Annotated in this window: 22 protein-coding genes; 11 read left to right on the forward strand and 11 right to left on the reverse strand. The window is 59.7% G+C overall.

The genetic code is table 11. The annotated features are described in order from the left end of the window. The first annotated feature begins 63 nt into the window (after positions 1 to 63). The 3 genes from queC to queE are packed head-to-tail and all read left to right on the forward strand — an operon-like array spanning position 64 to position 1,855. Positions 64 to 774, forward strand: coding sequence for a 7-cyano-7-deazaguanine synthase QueC (gene queC, locus PH558_RS28575; protein WP_285207888.1), 711 nt, complete (start codon positions 64 to 66; stop codon positions 772 to 774). Further along, on the forward strand, positions 774 to 1,130 hold the full coding sequence (gene queD / locus PH558_RS28580) for a 6-carboxytetrahydropterin synthase QueD (RefSeq protein WP_285207889.1): 357 nt from the start codon (positions 774 to 776) through the stop codon (positions 1,128 to 1,130). Before queC ends, queD begins: the two co-directional genes overlap by 1 nt. Beyond that, positions 1,127 to 1,855 carry a 7-carboxy-7-deazaguanine synthase QueE gene (queE, locus tag PH558_RS28585; RefSeq protein WP_095436423.1) on the forward strand — a complete coding sequence of 243 codons (729 nt, stop codon included), beginning with the start codon at positions 1,127 to 1,129 and terminating at the stop codon, positions 1,853 to 1,855. The genes queD and queE overlap by 4 nt, the downstream gene beginning before the upstream one ends. Positions 1,856 to 1,950: 95 nt before the next feature. Here queE and nrcR read toward each other — a convergent pair whose 3' ends face one another. After that, complete coding sequence (gene nrcR, locus PH558_RS28590) at positions 1,951 to 2,307, reverse strand: transcriptional regulator NrcR (protein ID WP_095436424.1); 357 nt, start codon at positions 2,305 to 2,307, stop codon at positions 1,951 to 1,953. A gap of 326 nt (positions 2,308 to 2,633) precedes the next feature. Here nrcR and PH558_RS28595 point away from each other — a divergent pair, with 326 nt between their 5' ends. Beyond that, the gene (locus tag PH558_RS28595) at positions 2,634 to 2,837 is read left to right on the forward strand and encodes a hypothetical protein (RefSeq protein ID WP_095436425.1); all 204 of its coding nucleotides are present in this window, start codon (positions 2,634 to 2,636) and stop codon (positions 2,835 to 2,837) included. 190 nt (positions 2,838 to 3,027) lie between these two features. On the opposite strand, the gene PH558_RS28600 is transcribed toward PH558_RS28595, so the two are convergent. Then, positions 3,028 to 3,918 carry an SMP-30/gluconolactonase/LRE family protein gene (locus PH558_RS28600; protein ID WP_285207890.1) on the reverse strand — a complete coding sequence of 297 codons (891 nt, stop codon included), beginning with the start codon at positions 3,916 to 3,918 and terminating at the stop codon, positions 3,028 to 3,030. A gap of 88 nt (positions 3,919 to 4,006) precedes the next feature. Between PH558_RS28600 and PH558_RS28605 the strand changes: the two genes are divergently transcribed. Further along, positions 4,007 to 4,426: a GlcG/HbpS family heme-binding protein gene (locus PH558_RS28605; RefSeq protein WP_285207891.1), complete on the forward strand. Its 420-nt coding sequence runs from the start codon at positions 4,007 to 4,009 to the stop codon at positions 4,424 to 4,426. Positions 4,427 to 4,481: 55 nt separating this feature from the next. On the opposite strand, the gene PH558_RS28610 is transcribed toward PH558_RS28605, so the two are convergent. Both PH558_RS28610 and PH558_RS28615 read right to left on the reverse strand, forming a co-directional pair. Continuing rightward, a complete protein-coding gene (locus PH558_RS28610) occupies positions 4,482 to 5,513 on the reverse strand; it encodes an L-idonate 5-dehydrogenase (protein ID WP_095436428.1) in 1,032 nt (343 codons plus the stop codon). Positions 5,514 to 5,523: 10 nt separating this feature from the next. Beyond that, positions 5,524 to 6,471 (reverse strand): 2-hydroxyacid dehydrogenase, encoded by a 948-nt coding sequence (locus PH558_RS28615; protein ID WP_285207892.1) that lies wholly within the window; start codon positions 6,469 to 6,471, stop codon positions 5,524 to 5,526. An 85-nt stretch (positions 6,472 to 6,556) separates the two neighbouring features. Here PH558_RS28615 and PH558_RS28620 point away from each other — a divergent pair, with 85 nt between their 5' ends. From PH558_RS28620 to PH558_RS28640, 5 genes are all read left to right on the forward strand, one after another. Beyond that, the gene (locus tag PH558_RS28620) at positions 6,557 to 7,315 is read left to right on the forward strand and encodes an SDR family oxidoreductase (protein ID WP_095436429.1); all 759 of its coding nucleotides are present in this window, start codon (positions 6,557 to 6,559) and stop codon (positions 7,313 to 7,315) included. A gap of 7 nt (positions 7,316 to 7,322) precedes the next feature. Then, a complete protein-coding gene (locus tag PH558_RS28625) occupies positions 7,323 to 7,826 on the forward strand; it encodes a gluconokinase (RefSeq protein WP_285207893.1) in 504 nt (167 codons plus the stop codon). Further along, positions 7,823 to 8,710, forward strand: a complete 888-nt coding sequence (locus PH558_RS28630; RefSeq protein ID WP_285207894.1) for an NAD(P)-dependent oxidoreductase — start codon at positions 7,823 to 7,825, stop codon at positions 8,708 to 8,710. Before PH558_RS28625 ends, PH558_RS28630 begins: the two co-directional genes overlap by 4 nt. Beyond that, positions 8,707 to 9,039 (forward strand): hypothetical protein, encoded by a 333-nt coding sequence (locus PH558_RS28635; protein ID WP_095436432.1) that lies wholly within the window; start codon positions 8,707 to 8,709, stop codon positions 9,037 to 9,039. Before PH558_RS28630 ends, PH558_RS28635 begins: the two co-directional genes overlap by 4 nt. Positions 9,040 to 9,173: 134 nt before the next feature. Further along, positions 9,174 to 10,193 carry a LacI family DNA-binding transcriptional regulator gene (locus tag PH558_RS28640; RefSeq protein WP_285207895.1) on the forward strand — a complete coding sequence of 340 codons (1,020 nt, stop codon included), beginning with the start codon at positions 9,174 to 9,176 and terminating at the stop codon, positions 10,191 to 10,193. Between the two features lie 57 nt (positions 10,194 to 10,250). Here the strand turns inward: PH558_RS28640 and PH558_RS28645 are convergent, their stop codons facing one another. The 3 genes from PH558_RS28645 to PH558_RS28655 are packed head-to-tail and all read right to left on the reverse strand — an operon-like array spanning position 10,251 to position 13,969. Further along, positions 10,251 to 11,345, reverse strand: a complete 1,095-nt coding sequence (locus tag PH558_RS28645) for an ABC transporter substrate-binding protein (RefSeq protein WP_285207896.1) — start codon at positions 11,343 to 11,345, stop codon at positions 10,251 to 10,253. 40 nt (positions 11,346 to 11,385) lie between these two features. Then, positions 11,386 to 12,456 (reverse strand): ABC transporter permease, encoded by a 1,071-nt coding sequence (locus PH558_RS28650; RefSeq protein ID WP_285207897.1) that lies wholly within the window; start codon positions 12,454 to 12,456, stop codon positions 11,386 to 11,388. 16 nt (positions 12,457 to 12,472) lie between these two features. Then, complete coding sequence (locus PH558_RS28655) at positions 12,473 to 13,969, reverse strand: sugar ABC transporter ATP-binding protein (RefSeq protein ID WP_113407363.1); 1,497 nt, start codon at positions 13,967 to 13,969, stop codon at positions 12,473 to 12,475. A gap of 386 nt (positions 13,970 to 14,355) precedes the next feature. Between PH558_RS28655 and PH558_RS28660 the strand changes: the two genes are divergently transcribed. Then, positions 14,356 to 15,342: an AraC family transcriptional regulator gene (locus tag PH558_RS28660; RefSeq protein ID WP_285207898.1), complete on the forward strand. Its 987-nt coding sequence runs from the start codon at positions 14,356 to 14,358 to the stop codon at positions 15,340 to 15,342. A gap of 214 nt (positions 15,343 to 15,556) precedes the next feature. Here PH558_RS28660 and dhaL (PH558_RS28665) read toward each other — a convergent pair whose 3' ends face one another. From dhaL (PH558_RS28665) to PH558_RS28680, 4 genes are all read right to left on the reverse strand, one after another. Beyond that, entirely contained in the window at positions 15,557 to 16,213 is a 657-nt protein-coding gene (dhaL, locus tag PH558_RS28665) for a dihydroxyacetone kinase subunit DhaL (RefSeq protein ID WP_095436437.1), read from the reverse strand. Between the two features lie 55 nt (positions 16,214 to 16,268). After that, positions 16,269 to 18,365: a bifunctional sugar-binding transcriptional regulator/dihydroxyacetone kinase subunit DhaK gene (locus PH558_RS28670; RefSeq protein ID WP_285207899.1), complete on the reverse strand. Its 2,097-nt coding sequence runs from the start codon at positions 18,363 to 18,365 to the stop codon at positions 16,269 to 16,271. A 133-nt stretch (positions 18,366 to 18,498) separates the two neighbouring features. Beyond that, entirely contained in the window at positions 18,499 to 19,140 is a 642-nt protein-coding gene (gene dhaL / locus PH558_RS28675) for a dihydroxyacetone kinase subunit DhaL (protein ID WP_095436439.1), read from the reverse strand. A gap of 13 nt (positions 19,141 to 19,153) precedes the next feature. Then, on the reverse strand, positions 19,154 to 20,146 hold the full coding sequence (locus PH558_RS28680; RefSeq protein ID WP_285207900.1) for a dihydroxyacetone kinase subunit DhaK: 993 nt from the start codon (positions 20,144 to 20,146) through the stop codon (positions 19,154 to 19,156). Between the last annotated feature and the right edge of the window lie 27 nt (positions 20,147 to 20,173).

Raw genomic sequence — 20,173 nt, forward strand, 5'->3', positions numbered from 1 at the left:
TGGCTTTGAAGAGCCATGAAATCCGGTCGCAGCCCACCCGGTCAAAACAAGGGATCATACATTATGAAGACTATCGTCATCTGCTCCGGCGGATTGGACTCTGTTTCGCTCGCCCATAAGGTCGTGGCCGAACATCAGCTTATCGGACTCGTCTCCTTCGACTACGGCCAGCGACATCGCAAGGAGCTGGAATTCGCCAGCGCTTGCGCCAAGCGCCTCGGCGTGCCGCATGAGATCATCGACATCACCGCCATCGGCAAGCATTTGACCGGATCGGCTCTGACAGATGATGTCGCGGTGCCCGATGGGCACTATGCCGAGGAAACCATGAAGGCGACGGTCGTGCCGAATCGCAATGCGATCATGCTGGCGATCGCCTTCGGGCTTGCGGCTGCGCAAAAGGCGGATGCTGTTGCCGTCGCGGTTCATGGCGGCGATCATTTCATCTATCCCGATTGTCGCCCGGGTTTCATCGACGCCTTCCAGCAGATGCAGAACCATGCGCTCGACGGCTACGCCAGCGTTTCGCTCTATGCGCCCTATGTGACGATTTCGAAGGCGGATATCGTTGCGGACGGTGCCCGGCACGAAACCCCCTTTGCCGAAACATGGTCCTGCTACAAGGGCGGCGAGCACCATTGCGGCCGCTGCGGCACCTGCGTCGAGCGGCGCGAAGCCTTTCATCTCGCTGGTATTGCGGATCCGACTGAATACGAGGATGCCGATTTCTGGATTGCCGCAACATCAGGCTTTCCGGCCGAAGAGGTGAAGTGATGTACCGCATCACCAAGGAATTCCATTTCTCCGCCTCGCATCAACTTTCGCATCTGCCCGATGATCATCAGTGCGCGCGCATGCACGGGCACAATTACATCGTCGTGGTGGAGCTTTCGGCCGCCGAACTCAATCAGAACGGCTTCGTGCGAGACTATCACGAGCTACAGCCGTTGAAGCGCTATATCGATGAAACCTTCGATCATCGTCATCTGAACGATGTCTTCGGACATGATCGCGTCACATCCGAATATCTCGCCAAGCATTTCTACGACTGGTGCAAGGAACGATTGCCGGAAGCATCTGCCGTGCGGGTGAGCGAGACGCCGAAGACCTGGGCGGAATACCGGCCATGAGCGGCGCGCTCATCCGCGTCAGCGAGATCTTCGGGCCGACGATTCAGGGTGAGGGGATCCTGATCGGCCTTCCGACGATTTTCGTTCGCACCGGCGGCTGCGATTATCGCTGCTCCTGGTGCGATACGCTGCATGCCGTTGACAGCGACTATCGCGATCAATGGCGGCCGATGCCGGTCGATGAGATCTGGCAAGAGGTGACGAGGCTTTCCGGCGGCAAGCCGCTGACGATCTCGCTCTCCGGCGGAAATCCCGCGATCCAGCCGCTCGGCCCGCTGATAGCGCGCGGTCATGCGGAGGGATATCGCTTCGCGCTGGAGACTCAAGGGAGCCTGGCCAAGGAGTGGTTTGCCGAACTCGATGTGCTGGTGCTCAGCCCGAAGCCACCTTCGAGTGGCATGACGACGGACTGGACCGCCTTCGACGACTGTCTGCGCATGGCCGGTGACAGACCGCAAATCGCTTTGAAGATCGTCATATTCGACGATCTCGACTATGAATATGCGCGGGACGCGACCGCTCGCTATCCCCAACTGCCCGTCTATCTGCAACCCGGCAATCACACGCCGCCGCCAGCCGATGCGGAAGACGCGCTTGTCGATATTGACGGCATCGTCGAGCGGATGCGCTGGCTCGTGGAAAAGGTCGGCAATGACCGATGGTTCGAGGCAAGGGTGCTGCCGCAATTGCATGTGATCATCTGGGGAAACAGGCGCGGCGTTTGACCAATTGCAATCGGGCCATAATGTGTCTGCGCCATCCGTCAACATCCGAAATTCGCATTTGGGGCCGAAGCCGGCAAAGCCGCATCGGCTCTATGTCATGATTTTTTGTCGTGATCGTCGTTGTCGCCGGTCTTTGGCGTCGCCGGTTTGAGTTCGGCGTCGAAAATCCCGGCAAGCGTCTTCAGGATCTGCAGGACGCCTGGATGATCGCAGGTATAATATCTGAACTGTGCCTGGCGGCGCACTTTCACGATACCGGAATGATGAAGGCGGGTCAGGTGCTGGCTGAGCGCCGATTGCGATATGCCCAGCTTCTTGGCCAGGCTATTCACATCTTCCTCGTGGCCGGACAGATGAATACAAACCTCCAGGCGCTTGGGATTGGAGAGCTGGCTGAGAAGATCTGCATGATAGATGAGACGCTCGTCTTCTGTGGACTGATCTGAGTACATCGCGCGGCCGATCGTTGGTGTTACACTATAGAGCCCCCAGCATCGCGAGCTATAAACGCAAAAGTTGCAAAATTATGGCCTAAATTATTGCAAAAACTTTGCGCGTTCGCTGAGCAAACGGCCCTCCCACGAAGGCTGATCGCAATTGATCAACCCTTCCTTAGCCGACAACTAGGGTCCTATTGTATTTTGGGAATATGTCTCTCCGTTCGATTTGCAATGAATCTGTAACAAAATTGAACGAACTGCCTTGTTTTTGTCCGGCTTTTGACATCGCAGTGCTAATTAAGCGGTCTATCTTCTGCGCTAACGAACAGGAGGTAACCATGACCCAAAGGGACTTGACGATCGCCGAAGTTCTTAAAGATCCGCTGATCCGCCAGGTCATGCGTGCAGATCGCATATCCGTAACCCGGATGGCGGAACTGCTGCGGGACGCTGCGCGCAGGCAAGAACGCGCCTTGTCGGCCAATCTCGCGTCGATAGCACATGTGACGGCACGTTCCGTACCGCAAGCCGACTTGCGTTGATATCCCACCATCCGACAGCGACAATCGCCAGATGATCCCGGCGACTGTCGCTGCAGCATTTCCTTTTATAAACCTCTCTACCGGTGTCCATGCAGCCCAGGATCGCTGGCTTTTCCTGAGCCTCGATAAAACTGCCCCAGTTGCTGCGCCGCTCTACGGATCGCTTCGTAACGCGGGTCCCAGCGTGGCGTTAAAGTGCGCCGCTTCGATTGAGCGAGATCGAATAGACGCTGGTCGTCGCCGTCATGAACAGCTTGTGCTTGCCGCGACCGCCGAAGCAGAGGTTGGAGACCGTTTCCGGCACCAGGATCTTGCCCATGAGATGACCGTCGGGGGCGATGCAATGCACGCCGTCGGCCGCCGACGACCAGAGATTGCCATCGCTGTCGAGGCGCATGCCGTCGGCGCAGCCCGGCGAGATCGCATGAAATACTTCGCCGCCGGACAGTCGCCAGTTTTCACCGACATTGAAAACTCGGATATGCTGCGGATCGTTGCCATGCATACGACCGGTATCGGCGACATAAAGCTTCTTCTCGTCCGGACTGAAGGCGAGGCCGTTCGGGCAGTTGAAATCCGTCAGGACGGGCTGCATGGAGCCATCTGGATCGACGCGATAGACATTGCAGGGCAGTTCCTGCTCGCTCTTATATCCTTCATAATTCGTCGCAATGCCGTAGTGCGGATCGGTGAACCAGATCGCACCGTCGGAAGCGACGATCACGTCGTTCGGTGAATTCAAGCGTTTACCCTGGTAGCCATCCGCGATGACCGTGATGGAGCCGTCATATTCGGTGCGCGTGACACGCCTGCCGCCGTGCTCACAGCTGACGAGCCGGCCCTGCCGGTCACGCGTATGGCCGTTCGAAAAATTCGAAGGCTCGCGAAAGACGCTGGTGCCGAGCCCCGGTATCCAGCGCATGATGCGGTTGTTGGGAATATCCGAAAAGAGCAGGCAGTTCAGATCTCCGAACCAGACAGGCCCTTCCACCCAGTCGAAACCGGTGGCGATCTGCTTGACGGGAGCATTGCCAAGAACAAATTTCCCAAAGGCCGGGTCGATGATTTCGAAGAACGACATTGTGACGATACCTCCCGTAGTGCTAAATCGCGCATTGATCTGTTATCGATAACATATCTCGATGAGTCCGCAATGAGGAGGATAGTGCATGAGCCACGTTCTGACGTCGAGCATCTTGAGTGACGAAGGTGTGATGACCTTGTTGAACGCCGCCATTTCAGCGGCGACCGCGATGGGCCAGCCGCAATGCATCGTCATCGTCGATCAATCCGGCGTGACGCTCGGCTCCTTTCGCATGCGCGGTTCGCGTTTTCAGTCGCTGAAAAGCGCCGGTGCCAAAGCGCAGACGGCGGCCTCCATCGGCGCTCCCAGCCATTCGCTGCCGGACCATGCGCGAGTGCCGCTGGCAATCGCCACCGACGGCGGGATGACGGGGTTGCGCGGCGGCTTGCCGATCCGCGTGGGCGGCGCGCTTCTCGGCGGCATCGGCGTCGGTTCGGGTTCCGGCGAGCAGGACGAACAGGTTGCCCGCGCCGCGCTCAAAGCGATCGGCGCCGATCTCGATTGAACGGGCGCGAAACCCCTCATCAGCTTGAACCGAGTGGATTTCGCGCTGCTTTCGTTCAGTTGAAGGCGATCTGCGCCTTCATGGCCTGGCTTCGATCCGACGCGATCTCGAAAGCACTGATCGCATCGGCAAGCGGTATCGTGTGGGTGATGAGCGGCCGCACATCGATGAGGCGCTTGCGCATCAGATCGACGCCAACCTCAAACTCCTCATGAAAGCGGAAAGAGCCACGCAGTTCCAACTCCTTGGCCGTAATCGCCAGCATCGGCAGGCTCATGTCGCCGCCGATACCAAGCTGTACGATGATCCCTCGCGGTCTCAGTGCCGCAATGCCACCGGCGAGGGCTGCCGCCGCGCCCGAGCATTCATAGAGCACATCGAACGTGCCCTTGTCGGAGGAATAGGCGGCAAGCGCTTCGGGGTCGTCCTTCGTGTTGATGACCCTGTCGGCACCTGCTTGCCTCGCGAGCGACAAGGTGAAATCCGAAAGATCGGTCGCGACGATCTCGACGGCGCCGGCGCGGCGTGCGGCCAGGATCGAGAGGACGCCGATCGGGCCGCAGCCAGTCACGAGAACGCGTTTGCCGAGAAGCTCGCCCGCACGGCGCGTGGCATGCAAGGTCACGGCCAAGGGTTCCGCCATGGCCGCTTCACCCGGCGTCAAGCCATCGGCCGGCACGCATTGGATGGCATCGGCCACCAGCGTCTCGCGGAACGCACCCTGGATGTGCGGGAAGGGCATGGCGCTGCCATAAAAGCGCATGTTGAGGCATTGATTGGGCAATCCCTGCAGACAGTAGCGGCAAGTCCGGCATGGACGCGATGGGGAGACAGCAACGAGTTGACCGATCTCGAGCCCTTGCACGCCGGAGCCGAGGGCGATGACGGTGGCGCTGACTTCGTGTCCCAGGATCATCGGCTCCTTCAGGCGCACGGTGCCGAAGCCGCCGTGATGATAGTAATGCAGGTCGCTGCCGCAGACGCCGCCGGTTGCGAGCTTCAGCTTGACCTCTCCCGCACCCGGTTCTTCCTCCGGATAATCCTCGATACGCACATCCTTGGCGGCGTGAGCGATAATGGCCTTCATGTCTTTCTCCTCAAAGAACGGGTGTCGGCAGCGCCTGGCCGGCGAAGTGGGCGGCGAGATTGTCGCGCACCAGCTGACCCATCGCCTTGCGCGTCTCGATCGTGCCGGAGGCATGGTGAGGCTGCAGCAGTACATTGTTCAGAGCCAGGAAGCGTGGATTGAGTTTCGGCTCGCCTTCGAAGACGTCGAGGGCTGCCGATCCGAGCTTGCCGGTCTCCAGCGCGTCAAGCAGTGCCTCCTCGTCTATATTGGACGCGCGGGAGATGTTGATCAACATTCCTTCCGGGCCAAGCGCCTCGATCACCTTATGACCGACAATATGCCGCGTCGCCGCTGAAGCTGCGAGCGTGACGAACAGGAAATCCGATTGTGTCGCGAGCTCGACGGGATCGGCCACGAAGGTCATGTCGGAGGCGTAGGATTTCGCCTCGACGTCCGAATAGGCAATCTGCATGGCGAAGCCCTTCAGGCGTTTGGCGACTTCGAAGCCGATGCGGCCAAGACCGAGCACGCCGGCACGCCGCCCCCAGACGCGGCGCTTAAGGGGATAAAGCCCCTTTTGTGCCCAGCTGCCGTCACGCACCCATGTCTCCGCACCGATCATGCCGCGCGACAGGCAGAGCATCATCGCAATTCCCAAATCCGCGACATCATTGGTCAGGACGTCGGGGGTGTTGGTGACGCGAATGCCGCGCTCGCGGCAGGCCTGCAGGTCGACGGCATCGAAGCCGACGCCATAGACCGAGATGACTTCCAGTTTGGGGCAGGCCTCGATCATGGCGCGGTTGGCACCGAGTTCGCCGCGTGTCGCAATACCCCTGATCGATGGTCCGACCTCAGCGAGCAATTTGTCCTTGTCGGCAGCCTCGAAATAGCGATGAACCTCGAACGCCGCGTCGAGTGGCTCTTGATCCCATTGCGGGTAGGGGCCAATCTGCAGGATTGGTGGCTTGCTCATCTTGTATGTCCTCCCTTGACATCAAATGTTATCGATAACATAAACAGGGGAGACGGCCATTGTCGAGATAAAAACGGAGGAAACGATGTCTCTCGGTCTTTTCGATCTGAAGGGGCGGCGCGCCCTGGTGACGGGTTCTTCCCAAGGTATCGGGCTTGCGCTCGCAAAGGGCCTGGCGGCTGCCGGCGCCGAGTTGGTGCTCAATGGCCGCGACAAGGAAAAGCTTGCCAAGGCGGCTGAAGGCTTTGCGGGCAAGGTGCATGTGTTGCCATTCGATGCCACCGATCATGACGCCTCGCGTCAGGCCGTCGATGCCTTCGAGGCGGATATCGGCGCGATCGATATTCTCGTCAACAATGCCGGCATGCAGTTTCGCACGCCGCTGGAGGATTTTCCCGCCGATGCCTTCGAGCGGCTGCTGCGGACGAACATCTCGAGCGTCTTCAATGTCGGCCAGGCGGTCGCCCGTCATATGATCAAGCGCGGCGCCGGAAAGATCATCAATATCGCCAGCGTGCAGACGGCGCTGGCGCGGCCCTCGATTGCGCCATACACGGCAACCAAGGGCGCCGTCGGTAATCTGACGAAGGGCATGGCGACGGATTGGGCGAAGTATGGGCTGCAATGCAACGCCATCGCGCCCGGTTATTTTGATACGCCGTTGAACGCAGCTCTCGTTGCCGATACCGATTTTTCGGCATGGCTCGAAAAGCGTACGCCAGCCGGCCGCTGGGGCCGCGTCGAAGAACTGGTCGGCGCCTGCATCTTCCTTGCTTCCGATGCCTCCTCTTTCGTCAACGGTCATGTGCTCTATGTCGACGGCGGCATCACAGCTTCGCTTTGATGGCGCAATGCAGCGCCACTTCGTCCTCATGGGTGTCAGCGGCTGCGGCAAGTCGTCGGTCGGCTCGGCGCTCGCAGCGCGTCTTACCGGCATCTATGCCGATGGTGATGATCTTCATCCTGCGGCAAATGTCGCCAAGATGAGTGCCGGCATACCGTTGACCGACGCCGATCGCTGGCCTTGGCTCGACAAAGTCGGTCAACACCTGGCTTTGGCGCAGGATACGACGCTGATCGGATGTTCGGCGCTGAAGCGTATCTATCGCGAGCGGATTCGCGAGGTTGTCGGCGCGCCGGTTTGTTTCATTCACCTTGCCGGGACGAGGCAGACCATTCTTCGACGCATGCAGGCAAGACGGGATCATTTCATGCCGCCGGCATTGCTCGACAGTCAATTTGCAACCCTCGAGCCGCCTGGATCAGACGAGCAGGCGATTACCGTCGATATCAATCAGCCGCTGGATCAAGTCGTGACGGCCATCTTAATTGCATTGGAGGAGACGCAATCATGAGCAACAAGGTGGCGCTGATCGGCGCCGGTGCAATGGGCGGCGCGATCGGCGCCCGCCTGGCGGAAACCGGCAATCAGCTGACGGTTTTCGATCTCGATAAGGATAAGGTCGCGGCTCTGACCGCAAAAGGCGCCACGGCAGCCGCCAGCGCAGCCGCGGCGGCAGCCGTTTCCGATTTCGTCGTCCTCAGCCTCAATTCGCCGAAGATCGTCCACGCCGCGGTATTCGGGCCTGAAGGTGTTGCCGCAGGTGCAAGAGCAGGCACGCTGATCATCGATATGTCGTCGATCGATCCCGATGCAACAAAGGCTCTTGCTGCAGAGGCTGCGGAAAAGGGATTGCGATGGGTGGACAGCCCGCTGTCCGGTGGAGCGCCGAAGGCCCTGATCGGACAATTGACGCTGATGGCCGGCGGCAGCGAACAGGATGTCGCGGATGCGCATCAAGTTCTGCGCCATGTGGCCTCGAATTACACGCATATGGGTCCCGTCGGTGCGGGCCAGACCACAAAGCTCATCAATCAGGTTCTTTGTGCGTTGAATTTTCTCGCGGTTGCGGAAGCAACGCAACTGGCGCTCGATGCAGGCGTCGATGCCGCGAAAATCCCGCAGGCACTGAAGGGCGGGCGGGCCGACAGCGCCATCCTGCAGGAATATATGCCGCGCTACGTCAGCAAGGATTATCGCCGCACCGGCCGCATCGACAATATGGTCAAGGATCTGAACGGTGCTCAGGATCTGGCCCGCCGGACCAATACCGCCATGCCACTGACGGCGGTCTGCGCCGAGATACACCGCATGCTGACGGCTTCCGGGCTTGGCGGCGAGGATCAGGCGGTACTGATGGAATTCTTCAAGGGGCCGAACAAGGAGATCGCCGGATGATTACCCGATACGCATTATTCGAGGGCAAGGTCAAAGACGGGGAGGCGGAGGCGTTTCGAACGGCCGTCATGGAAACCATCCTGCCGAAGTGGAAGCAGTTTCCGGGTGCCCTCGATGTGCGGGTGACCTTTGCCGAGGCGCGCGATGAAGGCGCCCCGGAGTTCCCGATGATTTTGGCCGTGAACTATCCGGATATGGCCGCCGTGGAGAAGGCGCTTGCAAGCCCGGTACGCACCGAGGCACGTGCGGCGACGGAAGCGGTTCTCTCGCGCTTTTTCGAAGGACGCATCCATCATCATGTGACGCTTGCCCATGAGTTTGAATTGTAGACCGCCATCGCAGGACGCTTTCCGATGCGCGGCGCCGATCGTGTCTTGCGCGCGTGGCGGGATAGCTGAAAGCGCCTCTTGCTATTCTGGGAAGAGGCATATTACTCTGATGGTAACGATAACATAGGCCATTGATGAGTAACGATCGCAAAACGCCGACCATGGCAGACATAGCCCGCGTCATGGGAGTTTCTCCCATGACCGTGTCGCGTGCCTTCAAGGCCGATAGCCTGGTCAGCCCTGAGACGCGCGAGGCGATCCTGCGAACGGCGGAGGAGCTGGGCTATGTCTTCGACAGCACGGCGTCCAACCTGCGCTCGCAAAAGTCCGGCTTTGTCGCCGTTACCATTCCATCCATCAACAATGCCAACTTCGCGGATACGGTCGGCGGTCTCTCGGACACCTTATCCAAGCGGGACATGCAGATCCTGCTTGGCTACACGAACTACGACGTCGAAGAGGAGGAGCGGCTGATCGAGCAGCTGCTCCGCCGCAAGCCGCAGGCGATCGTCGTGACCGGCGGCACGCACACGGAGCGAGCACGTAAACTTCTGCAGACCGTAGCGATCCCGGTGATCGAGACCTGGGATATCCCGACCGATCCGATCGGCCATTATGTCGGCTTCTCCAACCGAGCCGTCATGCGCGATATGGTCGATCATTTCGTCGCACTCGGCTGTCGCCGCATCGCCTTCATCGGTGGTGATGTCCAGCGGGATTCACGCGGCAGCGAACGCAGGCTCGGTTTCATTGCGGCGATGCAGGCACACGGCCTTGATGCATCGAGATTGATCGCAGCCGGATCGCCGCCGATCTCGATGCGGGAGGGCGCCAATGCCATGGCGAAGCTGATTGAGCTCTATCCCGATACGGAAGCCGTCGTCTGCGTCTCGGATCTTGCCGCCTACGGTGCACTCACTGAATGTCGGCGGCTTGGAATTCCCATACCTGAGCGCTTTTCCATCGGCGGTTTCGGCAATTATGAAATCGGCGAGGTCTGCGTGCCGACCTTGACGACGATCAACGCCTTCGCGCGTGAGATCGGCGAGCGGACTGCACAATTGATCCTGGAGATTCTCGATGGCACTCAGCCGGTTCCCGATGTGAGGATCTTGCCGCAACTGATTGCGCGCGATAGCAGCCGCCAAGCTTAGTGTTGTTGTCGAATGACGTGGCCCGGCCTTAAGCCAGGCCACCTCCCGTCACTGGGATCACTTACCCCAGATCTTCTTATACTTGTCCTTGTAACCGTTGTCCGGATCGAAGGTGTTCTTCGGACCACCGTCGGATTGGATATTGTCTGCCGTCACGACATGCAGCGGCGAGAGATAGCCGGACCATTTTTCGCCGGCGAAGGCACGATTGAGCTCGTCAACCAGCTGCCAGCCCTGGAGATTAAGGGGTTCGGCCACGGTGACCTTCTGGAATTGACCGGCGCGGATGCGCTCATAGGCCGATTGCGAACCGTCGCCGGCAGCGACATTGATCGGCGCATCGGTGCCGCTTTTGCCAGCGGAGGCGAGCGATGGACCCATGAAATCGAAATAAAGGTCGTTGATCGCAAGCGAATGCGTCCAGCTGTCGCCGTATTTCTGAAGGAGGGAGGTCGTGAGCTGTGGCATACGCTGCGATGTCTCGGCAATCGGCGTATCGACATATTCAAGCACCTTGCCGCCCAGACGCTCAATCTCCTGCTTCATCCTGTCCGCCTTGGCGATGGCGATCGCATAGGTGGAGTCGGTGAAGATGATGACGCCCGGTTTGCCCTTGGCATCGACGAATGCCCAATCAGCCGCCGCTTTGGAGACTTCCATGGCATCGGTGCTGACATTGGCGAAGAGGCCATTCTTGTCGTCGGGGCCGATGGTCGGGCCGGCATGCCAGGCGACCAGAGGGATTTTGGCGGCCTTTGCCTGTTCCAGCGCAGGGGCCTGTTCGACGGCATCGAAGCCATCAATGATGATGCCGGCAGGCTGCAGCGCTATCGCCTGACCGAAGGCCGCCGTACGCCCGCCGATGGAGCCGGCGCCGTCGAGAACCTTCACTTCCCAGCCGATCGCCTTCGCCGCTTCCTCGACACCGTTGCTGACGCCGAGAATGCCGCCATTCTTGAGATCGCCCGCGAGCACGACGATGGTCTTGCCGGTCTGCGCCTTCGGGCCCGTTGTCGGGCCGTCCCATTTGGTGACCTGGGTTGCGTATTTGTCGACGACGGCCTTCGCATCCGCCAGCGGATCGGCATAGGCCTGGCCGGCGCATAGTACCAGGATCGCTGTCGTGGCCTGCAGGAATTGTCTACGATTCATGTCTTCTCCTCCCTTTGGACATTCGAACTTCAGATGATCTTCATTTCTCCACCGGCTTGGCGGAAAGTTGTGGTGCCTGGGCTGGGGCCATGCGTCCTGCGTGGCTACGGCGGCGCTGGGCGTAACCGGCAATACCGATCGCGACGAGCAGGGTGACGCCGTTGAACAGGGGCTCGACATAGAAGGAGCCGCCGAACTGCTGGATGCCGGCAATGCCGACTGCCAGAATGATGACGCCGATCATCGTGCCCCAGACGTTGACGCGGCCCGGCTTAATGGTGGTTGATCCTAGGAAGGCGCCGACCAGCGCGGGCAAAAGATATTCAAGCCCGACGCTTGCCTGACCGATGCGCAGCTTGGAGGCGAGCAGAACGCCTGCGATGGCGGCAAGCGTGCCCGAGGTGACGAAGGCGCCGATGACGAAGCGGCGCACGGGAATGCCGTTGAGCGCGGCCGCCTTCGGATTGGCGCCGATTGCATAGATGTAGCGGCCGATCGGCAGGTATTCGAGGATGATCCACATGACGAACGCGAGGGCCAGAACATAGATGCCCGTGATCGGCAGGCCGAAGACCATCGTGCCGTTCAGCGCATAAAACCCCTGCGGCAGCATGCCCACGACCTGCCGTCCGCCCGTATGCCATAGCGCAATGGCATAGAGGACCGTGCCCGTGCCGAGCGTTGCGATGAAGCTGTCGATCTTGGCGATCTCAACCAGAAGGCCGTTCAGGAAGCCGGTCAGCGCGCCAAGCGCGATGACGATCAGAACGGCAACCGGCCACGGCAGGCCGAACATCGTTTGAAGGCTGATCGCCAGCACATGCCAGAGCACGATGCCATAGCCGATGGTCAGATCGATGCGGCCTGCAGCCATCGGGATCATCGCCGCCAGCGACAGGATGGCGATGATCGTCTTGTCCGAAATGATCGAACGCAGATTGAGCATCGTCGGGAATGTCTGCGGCAGCAGAACGGAAAAGAGCAGGATCAGAAAGACCGTCAGGATGACGAGGCCATAGACGGGCAGCAGGCGCTGGATCTTCTGGCCGAGGCTCATGGCCGAAAGCTCGGCGCGGGTCGGCTCGAGCGCATTGGATTCGATCGATTGCATGGTGTTCTCCTCCGGTTCAAGCCGCTTCGGATGCAGATGCGGCAGCGATGACCGCCGGTGTTGTAAGATCGGCACCGCTGAGTTCGCGCACGATCCTCCCGCGCGAAAACACCAGGGCACGATGGCAGATGTGAGCGATTTCCTCGAAATCGGTGGAGACGACGAGAACGGCTAGGCCCGCCTCGACCGCCTCTGCGATCAGGCGATAGATATCGGCCTTGGCGCCGACGTCGACGCCTGCAGTCGGATCCTCGGCGATCAGCAATTTGCGGCCCGTCGCTAACCATCGTCCCACGACGACTTTCTGCTGATTGCCGCCGGATAGCGCCTCGATGGCAAGGCTCTGATCGTTAGGCCTAAGACCGACACGGCTCCCAAGCGAATAAGCAGCTTCTGCTTCGCGGCGTGGAGACAAGAACGAAAACAGGCTTCGTCCGGAGGCACCGGGGTTCAGGAAGGTATTTTCACGCAGGCTGAGCGACATGGCGACGGATTCTTCCGTCCGATCCCTGGCGATCAGCCCGATACCCGAAGCCATCGCGGCGACGGTGCTGGAAAGGTCGGGTGCGGCCCCATTCAAGCGAACGCTGCCTTGCGATGGTTCGCAACCGAACAGCGCGCGTCCGATCAATTCCTGACCGGCGCCGCGCAAGCCGACGAGACCGAGCAATTCGCCCTGTCGGATATCGAAGGATACAGGACCTGCGCCGCGGCAGCTGAGCTCTTTTACGGAAACGATCGCGGGCCCGGCGCTTCTTTCTGCCTTGACGAACAGTTGGTCCGCCTTGCGCCCGACGATCATGCGGATGAGCTCATCCGGCGTCGTCTCGGAGACTGGCTTCTGGCCCATCAGTTGACCGTCGCGCAGGACTGCAACCCGGTCGGCGATACGGAAGATTTCGTCGAGCCGGTGCGAGACGTAGATCATGGCCACGCCGCGCTCTTTCAGCGGACGGATGGCGGCAAAGAGCTTCTCGACTTCATCGGCGGGCAGGCTAGCTGTGGGTTCGTCAAGCACGAGCACGTCGGCTTCGACAGCGAGTGCGCGGGCGATTGCCACAAGCGATTTTTCCGTACGGGTCAGCTCCTGGACGCGGGTCGACGGATCGAAATCGCAGCCGACGAGTTTTAGCGCTTCCGCGGTGCGCCGCTCGGTCGTCCGCCAATCAATCAGCCGTCCGCGTAAGGAATAGCCCTGGGCGAGCCCGACATTCTCGCCCACCGTCATCCATTCGATCAGTCCGAGATCCTGGTGAATGAAGGCGACCGACTGGCGCTGGTTGGGTTGGGGCGGGCGATGATGATAGGGCTTGCCGCGAAACAGGATCTGCCCGCCATCCGGCTTGTAGATGCCAGCCAAGGTCTTGATGAGCGTCGATTTGCCCGCGCCATTCTCTCCGAGAAGCGCGAGAATTTCGCCCCGCTGCAGGTCGAGAGATACGTTCGACAGGGCGCGTGTTCCGCCAAATTCCTTGGTGATATCGGAAAATTCGAGCAGCTTTCCGTTGTCCATCCTGCTCCTCCCAAAGCTTCGATGAGAGGAGGCTATGTTATCGATAACATTCCGTCAAGAGGCTCAAAGACATCTAAGGAACACTCAGCTACTTGGCGCCAGCGCACGCGGAAGTCGGCGTATTAGCCGAGATGTTGTTTTAGGTATAAAATATATTCCTGAAGGTTAGATCGTATTATGAAATAATATACGTATAATCAAAATATATACAGTGATGATATGCTGATATATCCATATGGTTGCAATTGTAATATTTATTGTTTGGCGAATTGATTTTGTTTATCATCCAGATTTATTTCAAACGGAGATGTGAGCGAGGATTTACTTTCAGGGATATAATTGAAGCCTGAAAGATAATCCGCCGATGCGGCACATGAGAGGATTATTTGACCTACGCGACGCTCTCGGTGTTCAAAGTCGATAAGGCCGATGCCGAGGAGATGACGGCGCATTATGCGAGAACCTTGTTTCCCGCCATTGTCGAGCCTCTCAATGGCCGCGGCACGATTTCGGTGGCGGATCGTCACTATACGATCGGTTCCTGCAGCATTTGGCGCGGCAAATGTCTCTCCGGCATGAGCGTCAAATTGTCCGGCGGTCCCGATGCCTACGGCCTTTATCTACCGACCGCTGGCAGGATGCTGATCGAGACGGAAGGGCGGCAGCTGGAGTCGCTGCCGGGCAGGGGCCTGCTGGCCGATATGTCATCTTTTGAACATCTGACATTGTTCGAACAGCGCGGTCATATGGGTATCGCATTCGAAAAGCCGGCTATGGTTCGGCAGCTCAGCGAGTTGCTGGACGCACCGGTTCGAGATGATCTGAAATTTACCGGCCCCGTCGATCTGATGTCGGGGCGAGGTATGCAGATCGCAACGCTTGCAAATCTCCTCTGGCAGGATCTCGCGACAGGCGGCGCAGAACGATCCTCGGCCGCATTCATCGAAAGCCTCCTGCGGGCGATGATGATCGCTTTGCTTGAAACCGTCCCGCACAACTATTCGGCACAATTGCTGCGACCGGCATCACCGGCTATCCCGAGGCAGCTGAAACGCGCAATGGAATATATGCACGCCAATGCCGGTGCAGACATCAGAATGGCCGATATTGCCCGGGAAACCGGAACGAGCGTGCGATCCTTGCAGGCGGCGTTTCAGCAGTTCAAGAACACAACGCCTCTTGGCTATTTGCGGAACATACGACTGCAGGGTGCACGCAAAACCCTTATGGATTCGGGCCGTTCGCGGCTGATTGCCGACATTGCGCGCGATTGGGGATTTTCTCATATGGGCCGCTTCGCAGCACTTTACTATCAATCTTTCGGCGAGATGCCGTCCGAGACCGCCAGGCAACCTCGGCGTAGAAATGAATAGCGCTGCGATCTGCTTGCGCGAGGAAGTTGCTTTGCTGGAGCGGGTCTATTCGCCGACGGCGTTACAACGAATGGGTGCGGATTGAGCATCCGGACATTTAGTTATTGCATCGACAAACTTGAAAATCGGAACGACAAGAGCTGGCTAACCAATATCGAGTGGGCATTGGTGAGAACAATTTAGCAAGAACACATGTTAGTAGGCTCTTAATCGCTTAACCGCCCGCCTTACCCTCCACAAACGTATCCCGCATCGCCCGCAGAATAATCACCGCCGAAGCTGCCCCCGGGTCGATATGCCCGAGCGACCTTTCCCCCAGCCGCGCCGCACGGCCGCGGGCGGCCACCATGGAGCTTGTGGAGTTCGCTCCCGCTTCGGCGGCCTCGAGGATGGCGCTCCACATGGCGGCAACATCGCGTGAACCCGCTTTCGCATCGATGGCGGCCTCGGCGGCGGGGATCCAGGCGTCGAGCATGGTCTTATCGCCGCGCTGGCCCTTGCCGCGCTGCTGGATGCCGGACCGCATCTCGTCGATGATCATGGCCTGGCAGGCCGTAGAGAGGGATTCATCCGCCTTCAGCGCTTGCGAGGCCCGCCGGAAGGCGGTGGCATAGAGCGGGCCGGTCGAGGCGCCGACGGCATCCAGGAAGGCAGAGGCTGCGGTAGAGAAAATCTCCGAGGGCGATACCTGCGCAAGATCGAGCTTTGCGAGCTCCGCATTCACGGCCATGAAGCCGAGAGACATGGTGATGCCGTGATCGGCGTCACCGATTGCGCCATCCAGCTCGGAGAGACGGTCTTTTTCGGCATTGATCGCGATCGATATGCGCTGAAACATGGTGCCCAGGCAGCGGGCGGCTTTTTCCGGCATCGTCTTCCTCCCGGTCCCGGCCATGTCTGTTGTCGCCGGGCACATTTTTATAGCTTTATCCGACTTTCAGCGCGAAGGTGTCGCACGGATGGTTCAGCATTTCGGTCAATTCCTGATCGAGATGCAGGATGGATATGGATGCACCGACCATGTCCAGCGACGTGCAATAATGTCCCACCCAGTTTGCCTCGACCTTGATGTCCTTGGCGCTTAGCCTCTGTTCGACGCGGCGGAACAGGATGTAGAGTTCCATCAGCGGCGTCGCGCCGAAGGAGTTGATGAGCACGGCCACCCGATCGCCCGCAACCGGCTTCATTTCGGAGAATATCCGGTCCATCACCCGGTCGGCGATCTCGTCGGCGCTCATCATCTTCTCGCGGGTCACGCCGCGTTCGCCGTGAATGCCCATGCCGAATTCGATATCGTCGGGCCCGATTTCGAAGTTATGGCGTCGCGTCTGCGGCAGTGAGCAGGGCTCCAGCGCGACGCCCATCGTAAAGGTGCGGTCATTGGCCTTGCGTGTCACCGCCTCGCATGCGTCGAGCGACAGGCCCTTGTCGCAGGCGGCGCCCGCGATCTTGAAAATGAAGAAATTGCCGGCAACCCCACGGCGTCCTTCGCGGTCCTCGATCGGCGAGGAAGAGATATCGTCCGTCGTCAGCACGGTGCGAACGTCGATCTGCTGTTCCTGCGCCATTTCGGCGGCCATCTCGAAGTTCATGACGTCGCCGGCGTAATTGCCATAGACGAAGAGTACGCCTTCGCCGCCGGACGACGCCTTGGCGCATTCGAGGATCGGGGTTGGTGGAGGCGAGGAAAAGATGTTGCCGATGGCGACGGCATCGGCAAGCCCCTTGCCGACATAGCCAAGAAAGCAAGGCTCGTGACCGGTGCCGCCGCCGATCACCAGGCCGACTTTGCCCGGCCTCGGGCCGGTTCGCGCCATCAGCGCGCGGTTCGATCCCTTGATCGGCACGATATGCGAGGCATGTGCCTTGACGATGCCTTCGAGCATCTCGTCGACGACATCGTCGGGATTGTTGAGGAATTTCTTGATATGCGTTCGATAGCTGCTGGGCAGGGCAATGCTGTTGTCGGTTCTCGGGCGCTGCTGGGCTTTCTGATCGAATTCGGTGACGCCATCCGCATTCAGAATGCCGCGCCCGGTGGCTGCATCGGTAATCAGCACGTTGATATAGCCACCGCGCAAGGCGGCGAGAATTGCGGGCACCTTGTCGAAGCCGCCGGCGACGGCGATGCGTAGCCCGATGGATTTCAGCATGTCGAGGGATATGCCGATGGTGCGGTCGTCGAGCGGCCCTGCAACCGACAGACCCTTGGCGTCGATGAAACGGCCGGCAAGAACGCCGACGGCATTCTTGGCCAGATAATCCTGCAGGGAGACGGACTCGAAGAAACCGCTGCTGTGAACCGTCGAGTTCGGCCGCAACGACGCCACGCCGAAGATCGCCTTGTTGGCTTTAGAGAGCGTGGCAAACTGATCCTCGACCAGTGGTTCGCGCAACAAGATCTCCCGAACCTCAGGCGCCGAAACGATCGCAGGAGCCGTGATATTGATCAGCCTGCCTCCCGTCACATTGGCAAAGGCACTGGCACAGAGTTCCGGCGTGTAGGCAAAGAGTGCGCGCGTGCCGCCGGTTGCCTGGACGATGGTGACATCCTGCAGGTTCGGTACATTGGCCTGCTCCGCGACCGCGAGAACCGTTCGGCCCCAGGCGACGGCAAGCGTGTCGCCGGATTTCAGCAGGCGGGCGATGGCCTGCGCGCCAGCGGTTCCAAGGCGGTCGATCAGCGGTCGCGAACCGTCGTCGCTGGGCACCACGAGACAGTCGTGCAGGCCGAAATGGCGCTTGAGTTCTTGTGCAATGGAGAGCGAACTCAGGCGAGAGGGCTCGAGTGAGATATTGACGATGCCGCGGCTGCGGGCATCGGCGAGATAGCTGTTCACGGTCGCCCGCGAAATGCCCATAATCTCGGCGATGTCGCCTTGGGTCTTGCCATCTTCGTAATAGAGCCAGCAGGCCCAGACATAGGGGTCGTCGCCATAGCGCAAGGGCATGCTATCGGTCGCATCCGGCACGCCCGTCTTGCTTGCACTGTTCTTGCCGACCGAAGATGCTTTGCCTGTCATGATGATTCACTGTTTCCCGTTTTCGCCTGAAGATGAAAGCAATGACGCATGTTTGCAAATGCTTCTTCTTGGGGAAGGGCGGCGCGCGACCCCGTGGTGGAGCACGGGATCGCGTAGCCTTGGGAGAGCCCTGTTATTGCAGCCGTGCGCGCGCGCCTTCCGAAAGCTCCTTCAGGATGATGGCGCAGGAGGTGGCGCCGGCGTCCAAAACGCCAAGCGAACGTTCACCCAACCGGCTGGCGCGGCCAATCTTGGCAACGAGGTTAAGCGTCGAGTCGCGACCAGCCTCGGCAGCTGCGACCAATGCATCGAGCGCCTCGGCAAAGGACTTGCCCACAGCATTGGCAGCATCGAACGCCTCGATTGCCGGAACCAGCGTGTCCAGAAGCGTCTTGTCGCCGACTTTGGCGGAACCGATCGACTGGATACCTTCGAGCCCGGCATGCAACGCCTTGCTATAGGCTGCGCTATCGATGGCCTCGATGCCGTCGAGCTTTTCGGCAATCTCGGTGAACATGACGCCGTAGAGCGGGCCCATGGAGCCGCCAATCTCGGTCATCAGTACCGTGCCCAGCGTATCGAGCGAGGCTGACAGCGACTGGTTCTTGCCCTTCAGGCGTTCCGCGGCCATGCCGAAGCCCTTGGCCATGTTGACGCCATGGTCGCCGTCGCCGATCTTGCCGTCGATCTCGCTGAGATAGGCGCGGTTCTCGACGATACGATCGGTCATCGCCAAGACGATATCACCCGATGTTGCATTGTTGAATGTCTGCATGCGTGCGTCCCCCTCAGAGCAGTGTCATGCACTCGACCTCGACGTCCAGAAGCTCTTTCAGCTCCTCGTCGAGTGCCATCACGGTCAGCGTCGCGCCGACCATTTCGAGCGACGTGAAGTAGTTGCCGATATAGGTCCTGTAGATATTCAATCCCCGTTCGGAGATCTTCGTCTCGATCGTGTCGTTGAGGATGTAGAGCTCGTTGACCGGTGTCGCGCCGAGGCCTGACACGAGGACGGCCACTTCCGTTCCAGCGGCCAGATTATGATCATCGAGCACGATCTGGCACATATCCTCGGCTATCTCCGCTGCCGTCTTCAGCGGCTCGATGCGAACGCCGGGTTCGCCGTGATGGCCGATGCCAACTTCCATCGTGCCGGGTTCGATCTGGAAATTCGGATGACCGACGGCGGGCAGGGTGCAGGGACCAAGGCCGATACCGACGGAGCGGCAATTGTCGATCGCCCTTTGCGCGGTCACGCGTACTTCCTCCAGGTTCGCACCCTGGGAAGCCTTGGCGCCGCCGATCTTCCACATGAAGATTTCGCCGGCCACGCCGCGGCGCTTCTCGCGCTCCTCCGGTGGTGCCGAGCAGACATCGTCGTTGGCGACGACGGTCGCGACTTCGATGCCGTCCTTGGCGGCAAGCTTCGTTGCCATCTTCACGTTCATGTTGTCGCCGGCATAGTTGCCGTAAAGGCAAATAACACCACGGCCACCATTGGCCTCGCGGATGGCGTCGTGGAAGCTCTTGGCCGTTGGAGACGAAAAGAGCTCGCCGACTGCGACCGCATCCAGCATGTTCTTACCGGTGTAGCCGATGAAGGCCGGCTCATGGCCGGAGCCACCGCCGGTGACCACGCCGACCTTGCCGGCATACGGCGCATCCTTGGCGACGACGACGCGCGGATTGTCTGCCAGACGGACGATATCCGAATGCGCCTTGATGAAGCCTTTTACAGTATCTTCAACGACTTCATCGGGATTGTTGATGAACCGCTGCATGGTCTCTCCTGTCGAAATTGTCGAGCG

This window comes from Rhizobium pantanalense, assembly GCF_030182525.1.
GTDB lineage: Bacteria > Pseudomonadota > Alphaproteobacteria > Rhizobiales > Rhizobiaceae > Rhizobium.

Bases quoted from the DNA above. Each gene is read 5' to 3' on its own strand.
- queC (WP_285207888.1), top strand. From the start codon at position 64: ATGAAGACTATCGTCATCTGCTCCGGCGGATTGGACTCTGTTTCGCTC.
- queD (WP_285207889.1), top strand. From the start codon at position 774: ATGTACCGCATCACCAAGGAATTCCATTTCTCCGCCTCGCATCAACTT.
- queE (WP_095436423.1), top strand. From the start codon at position 1,127: ATGAGCGGCGCGCTCATCCGCGTCAGCGAGATCTTCGGGCCGACGATT.
- nrcR (WP_095436424.1), bottom strand. From the start codon at position 2,307: ATGTACTCAGATCAGTCCACAGAAGACGAGCGTCTCATCTATCATGCA.
- PH558_RS28595 (WP_095436425.1), top strand. From the start codon at position 2,634: ATGACCCAAAGGGACTTGACGATCGCCGAAGTTCTTAAAGATCCGCTG.
- PH558_RS28600 (WP_285207890.1), bottom strand. From the start codon at position 3,918: ATGTCGTTCTTCGAAATCATCGACCCGGCCTTTGGGAAATTTGTTCTT.
- PH558_RS28605 (WP_285207891.1), top strand. From the start codon at position 4,007: ATGAGCCACGTTCTGACGTCGAGCATCTTGAGTGACGAAGGTGTGATG.
- PH558_RS28610 (WP_095436428.1), bottom strand. From the start codon at position 5,513: ATGAAGGCCATTATCGCTCACGCCGCCAAGGATGTGCGTATCGAGGAT.
- PH558_RS28615 (WP_285207892.1), bottom strand. From the start codon at position 6,471: ATGAGCAAGCCACCAATCCTGCAGATTGGCCCCTACCCGCAATGGGAT.
- PH558_RS28620 (WP_095436429.1), top strand. From the start codon at position 6,557: ATGTCTCTCGGTCTTTTCGATCTGAAGGGGCGGCGCGCCCTGGTGACG.
- PH558_RS28625 (WP_285207893.1), top strand. From the start codon at position 7,323: ATGCAGCGCCACTTCGTCCTCATGGGTGTCAGCGGCTGCGGCAAGTCG.
- PH558_RS28630 (WP_285207894.1), top strand. From the start codon at position 7,823: ATGAGCAACAAGGTGGCGCTGATCGGCGCCGGTGCAATGGGCGGCGCG.
- PH558_RS28635 (WP_095436432.1), top strand. From the start codon at position 8,707: ATGATTACCCGATACGCATTATTCGAGGGCAAGGTCAAAGACGGGGAG.
- PH558_RS28640 (WP_285207895.1), top strand. From the start codon at position 9,174: ATGAGTAACGATCGCAAAACGCCGACCATGGCAGACATAGCCCGCGTC.
- PH558_RS28645 (WP_285207896.1), bottom strand. From the start codon at position 11,345: ATGAATCGTAGACAATTCCTGCAGGCCACGACAGCGATCCTGGTACTA.
- PH558_RS28650 (WP_285207897.1), bottom strand. From the start codon at position 12,456: ATGCAATCGATCGAATCCAATGCGCTCGAGCCGACCCGCGCCGAGCTT.
- PH558_RS28655 (WP_113407363.1), bottom strand. From the start codon at position 13,969: ATGGACAACGGAAAGCTGCTCGAATTTTCCGATATCACCAAGGAATTT.
- dhaL (WP_095436437.1), bottom strand. From the start codon at position 16,213: ATGCCGGAAAAAGCCGCCCGCTGCCTGGGCACCATGTTTCAGCGCATA.
- PH558_RS28670 (WP_285207899.1), bottom strand. From the start codon at position 18,365: ATGACAGGCAAAGCATCTTCGGTCGGCAAGAACAGTGCAAGCAAGACG.
- dhaL (WP_095436439.1), bottom strand. From the start codon at position 19,140: ATGCAGACATTCAACAATGCAACATCGGGTGATATCGTCTTGGCGATG.
- PH558_RS28680 (WP_285207900.1), bottom strand. From the start codon at position 20,146: ATGCAGCGGTTCATCAACAATCCCGATGAAGTCGTTGAAGATACTGTA.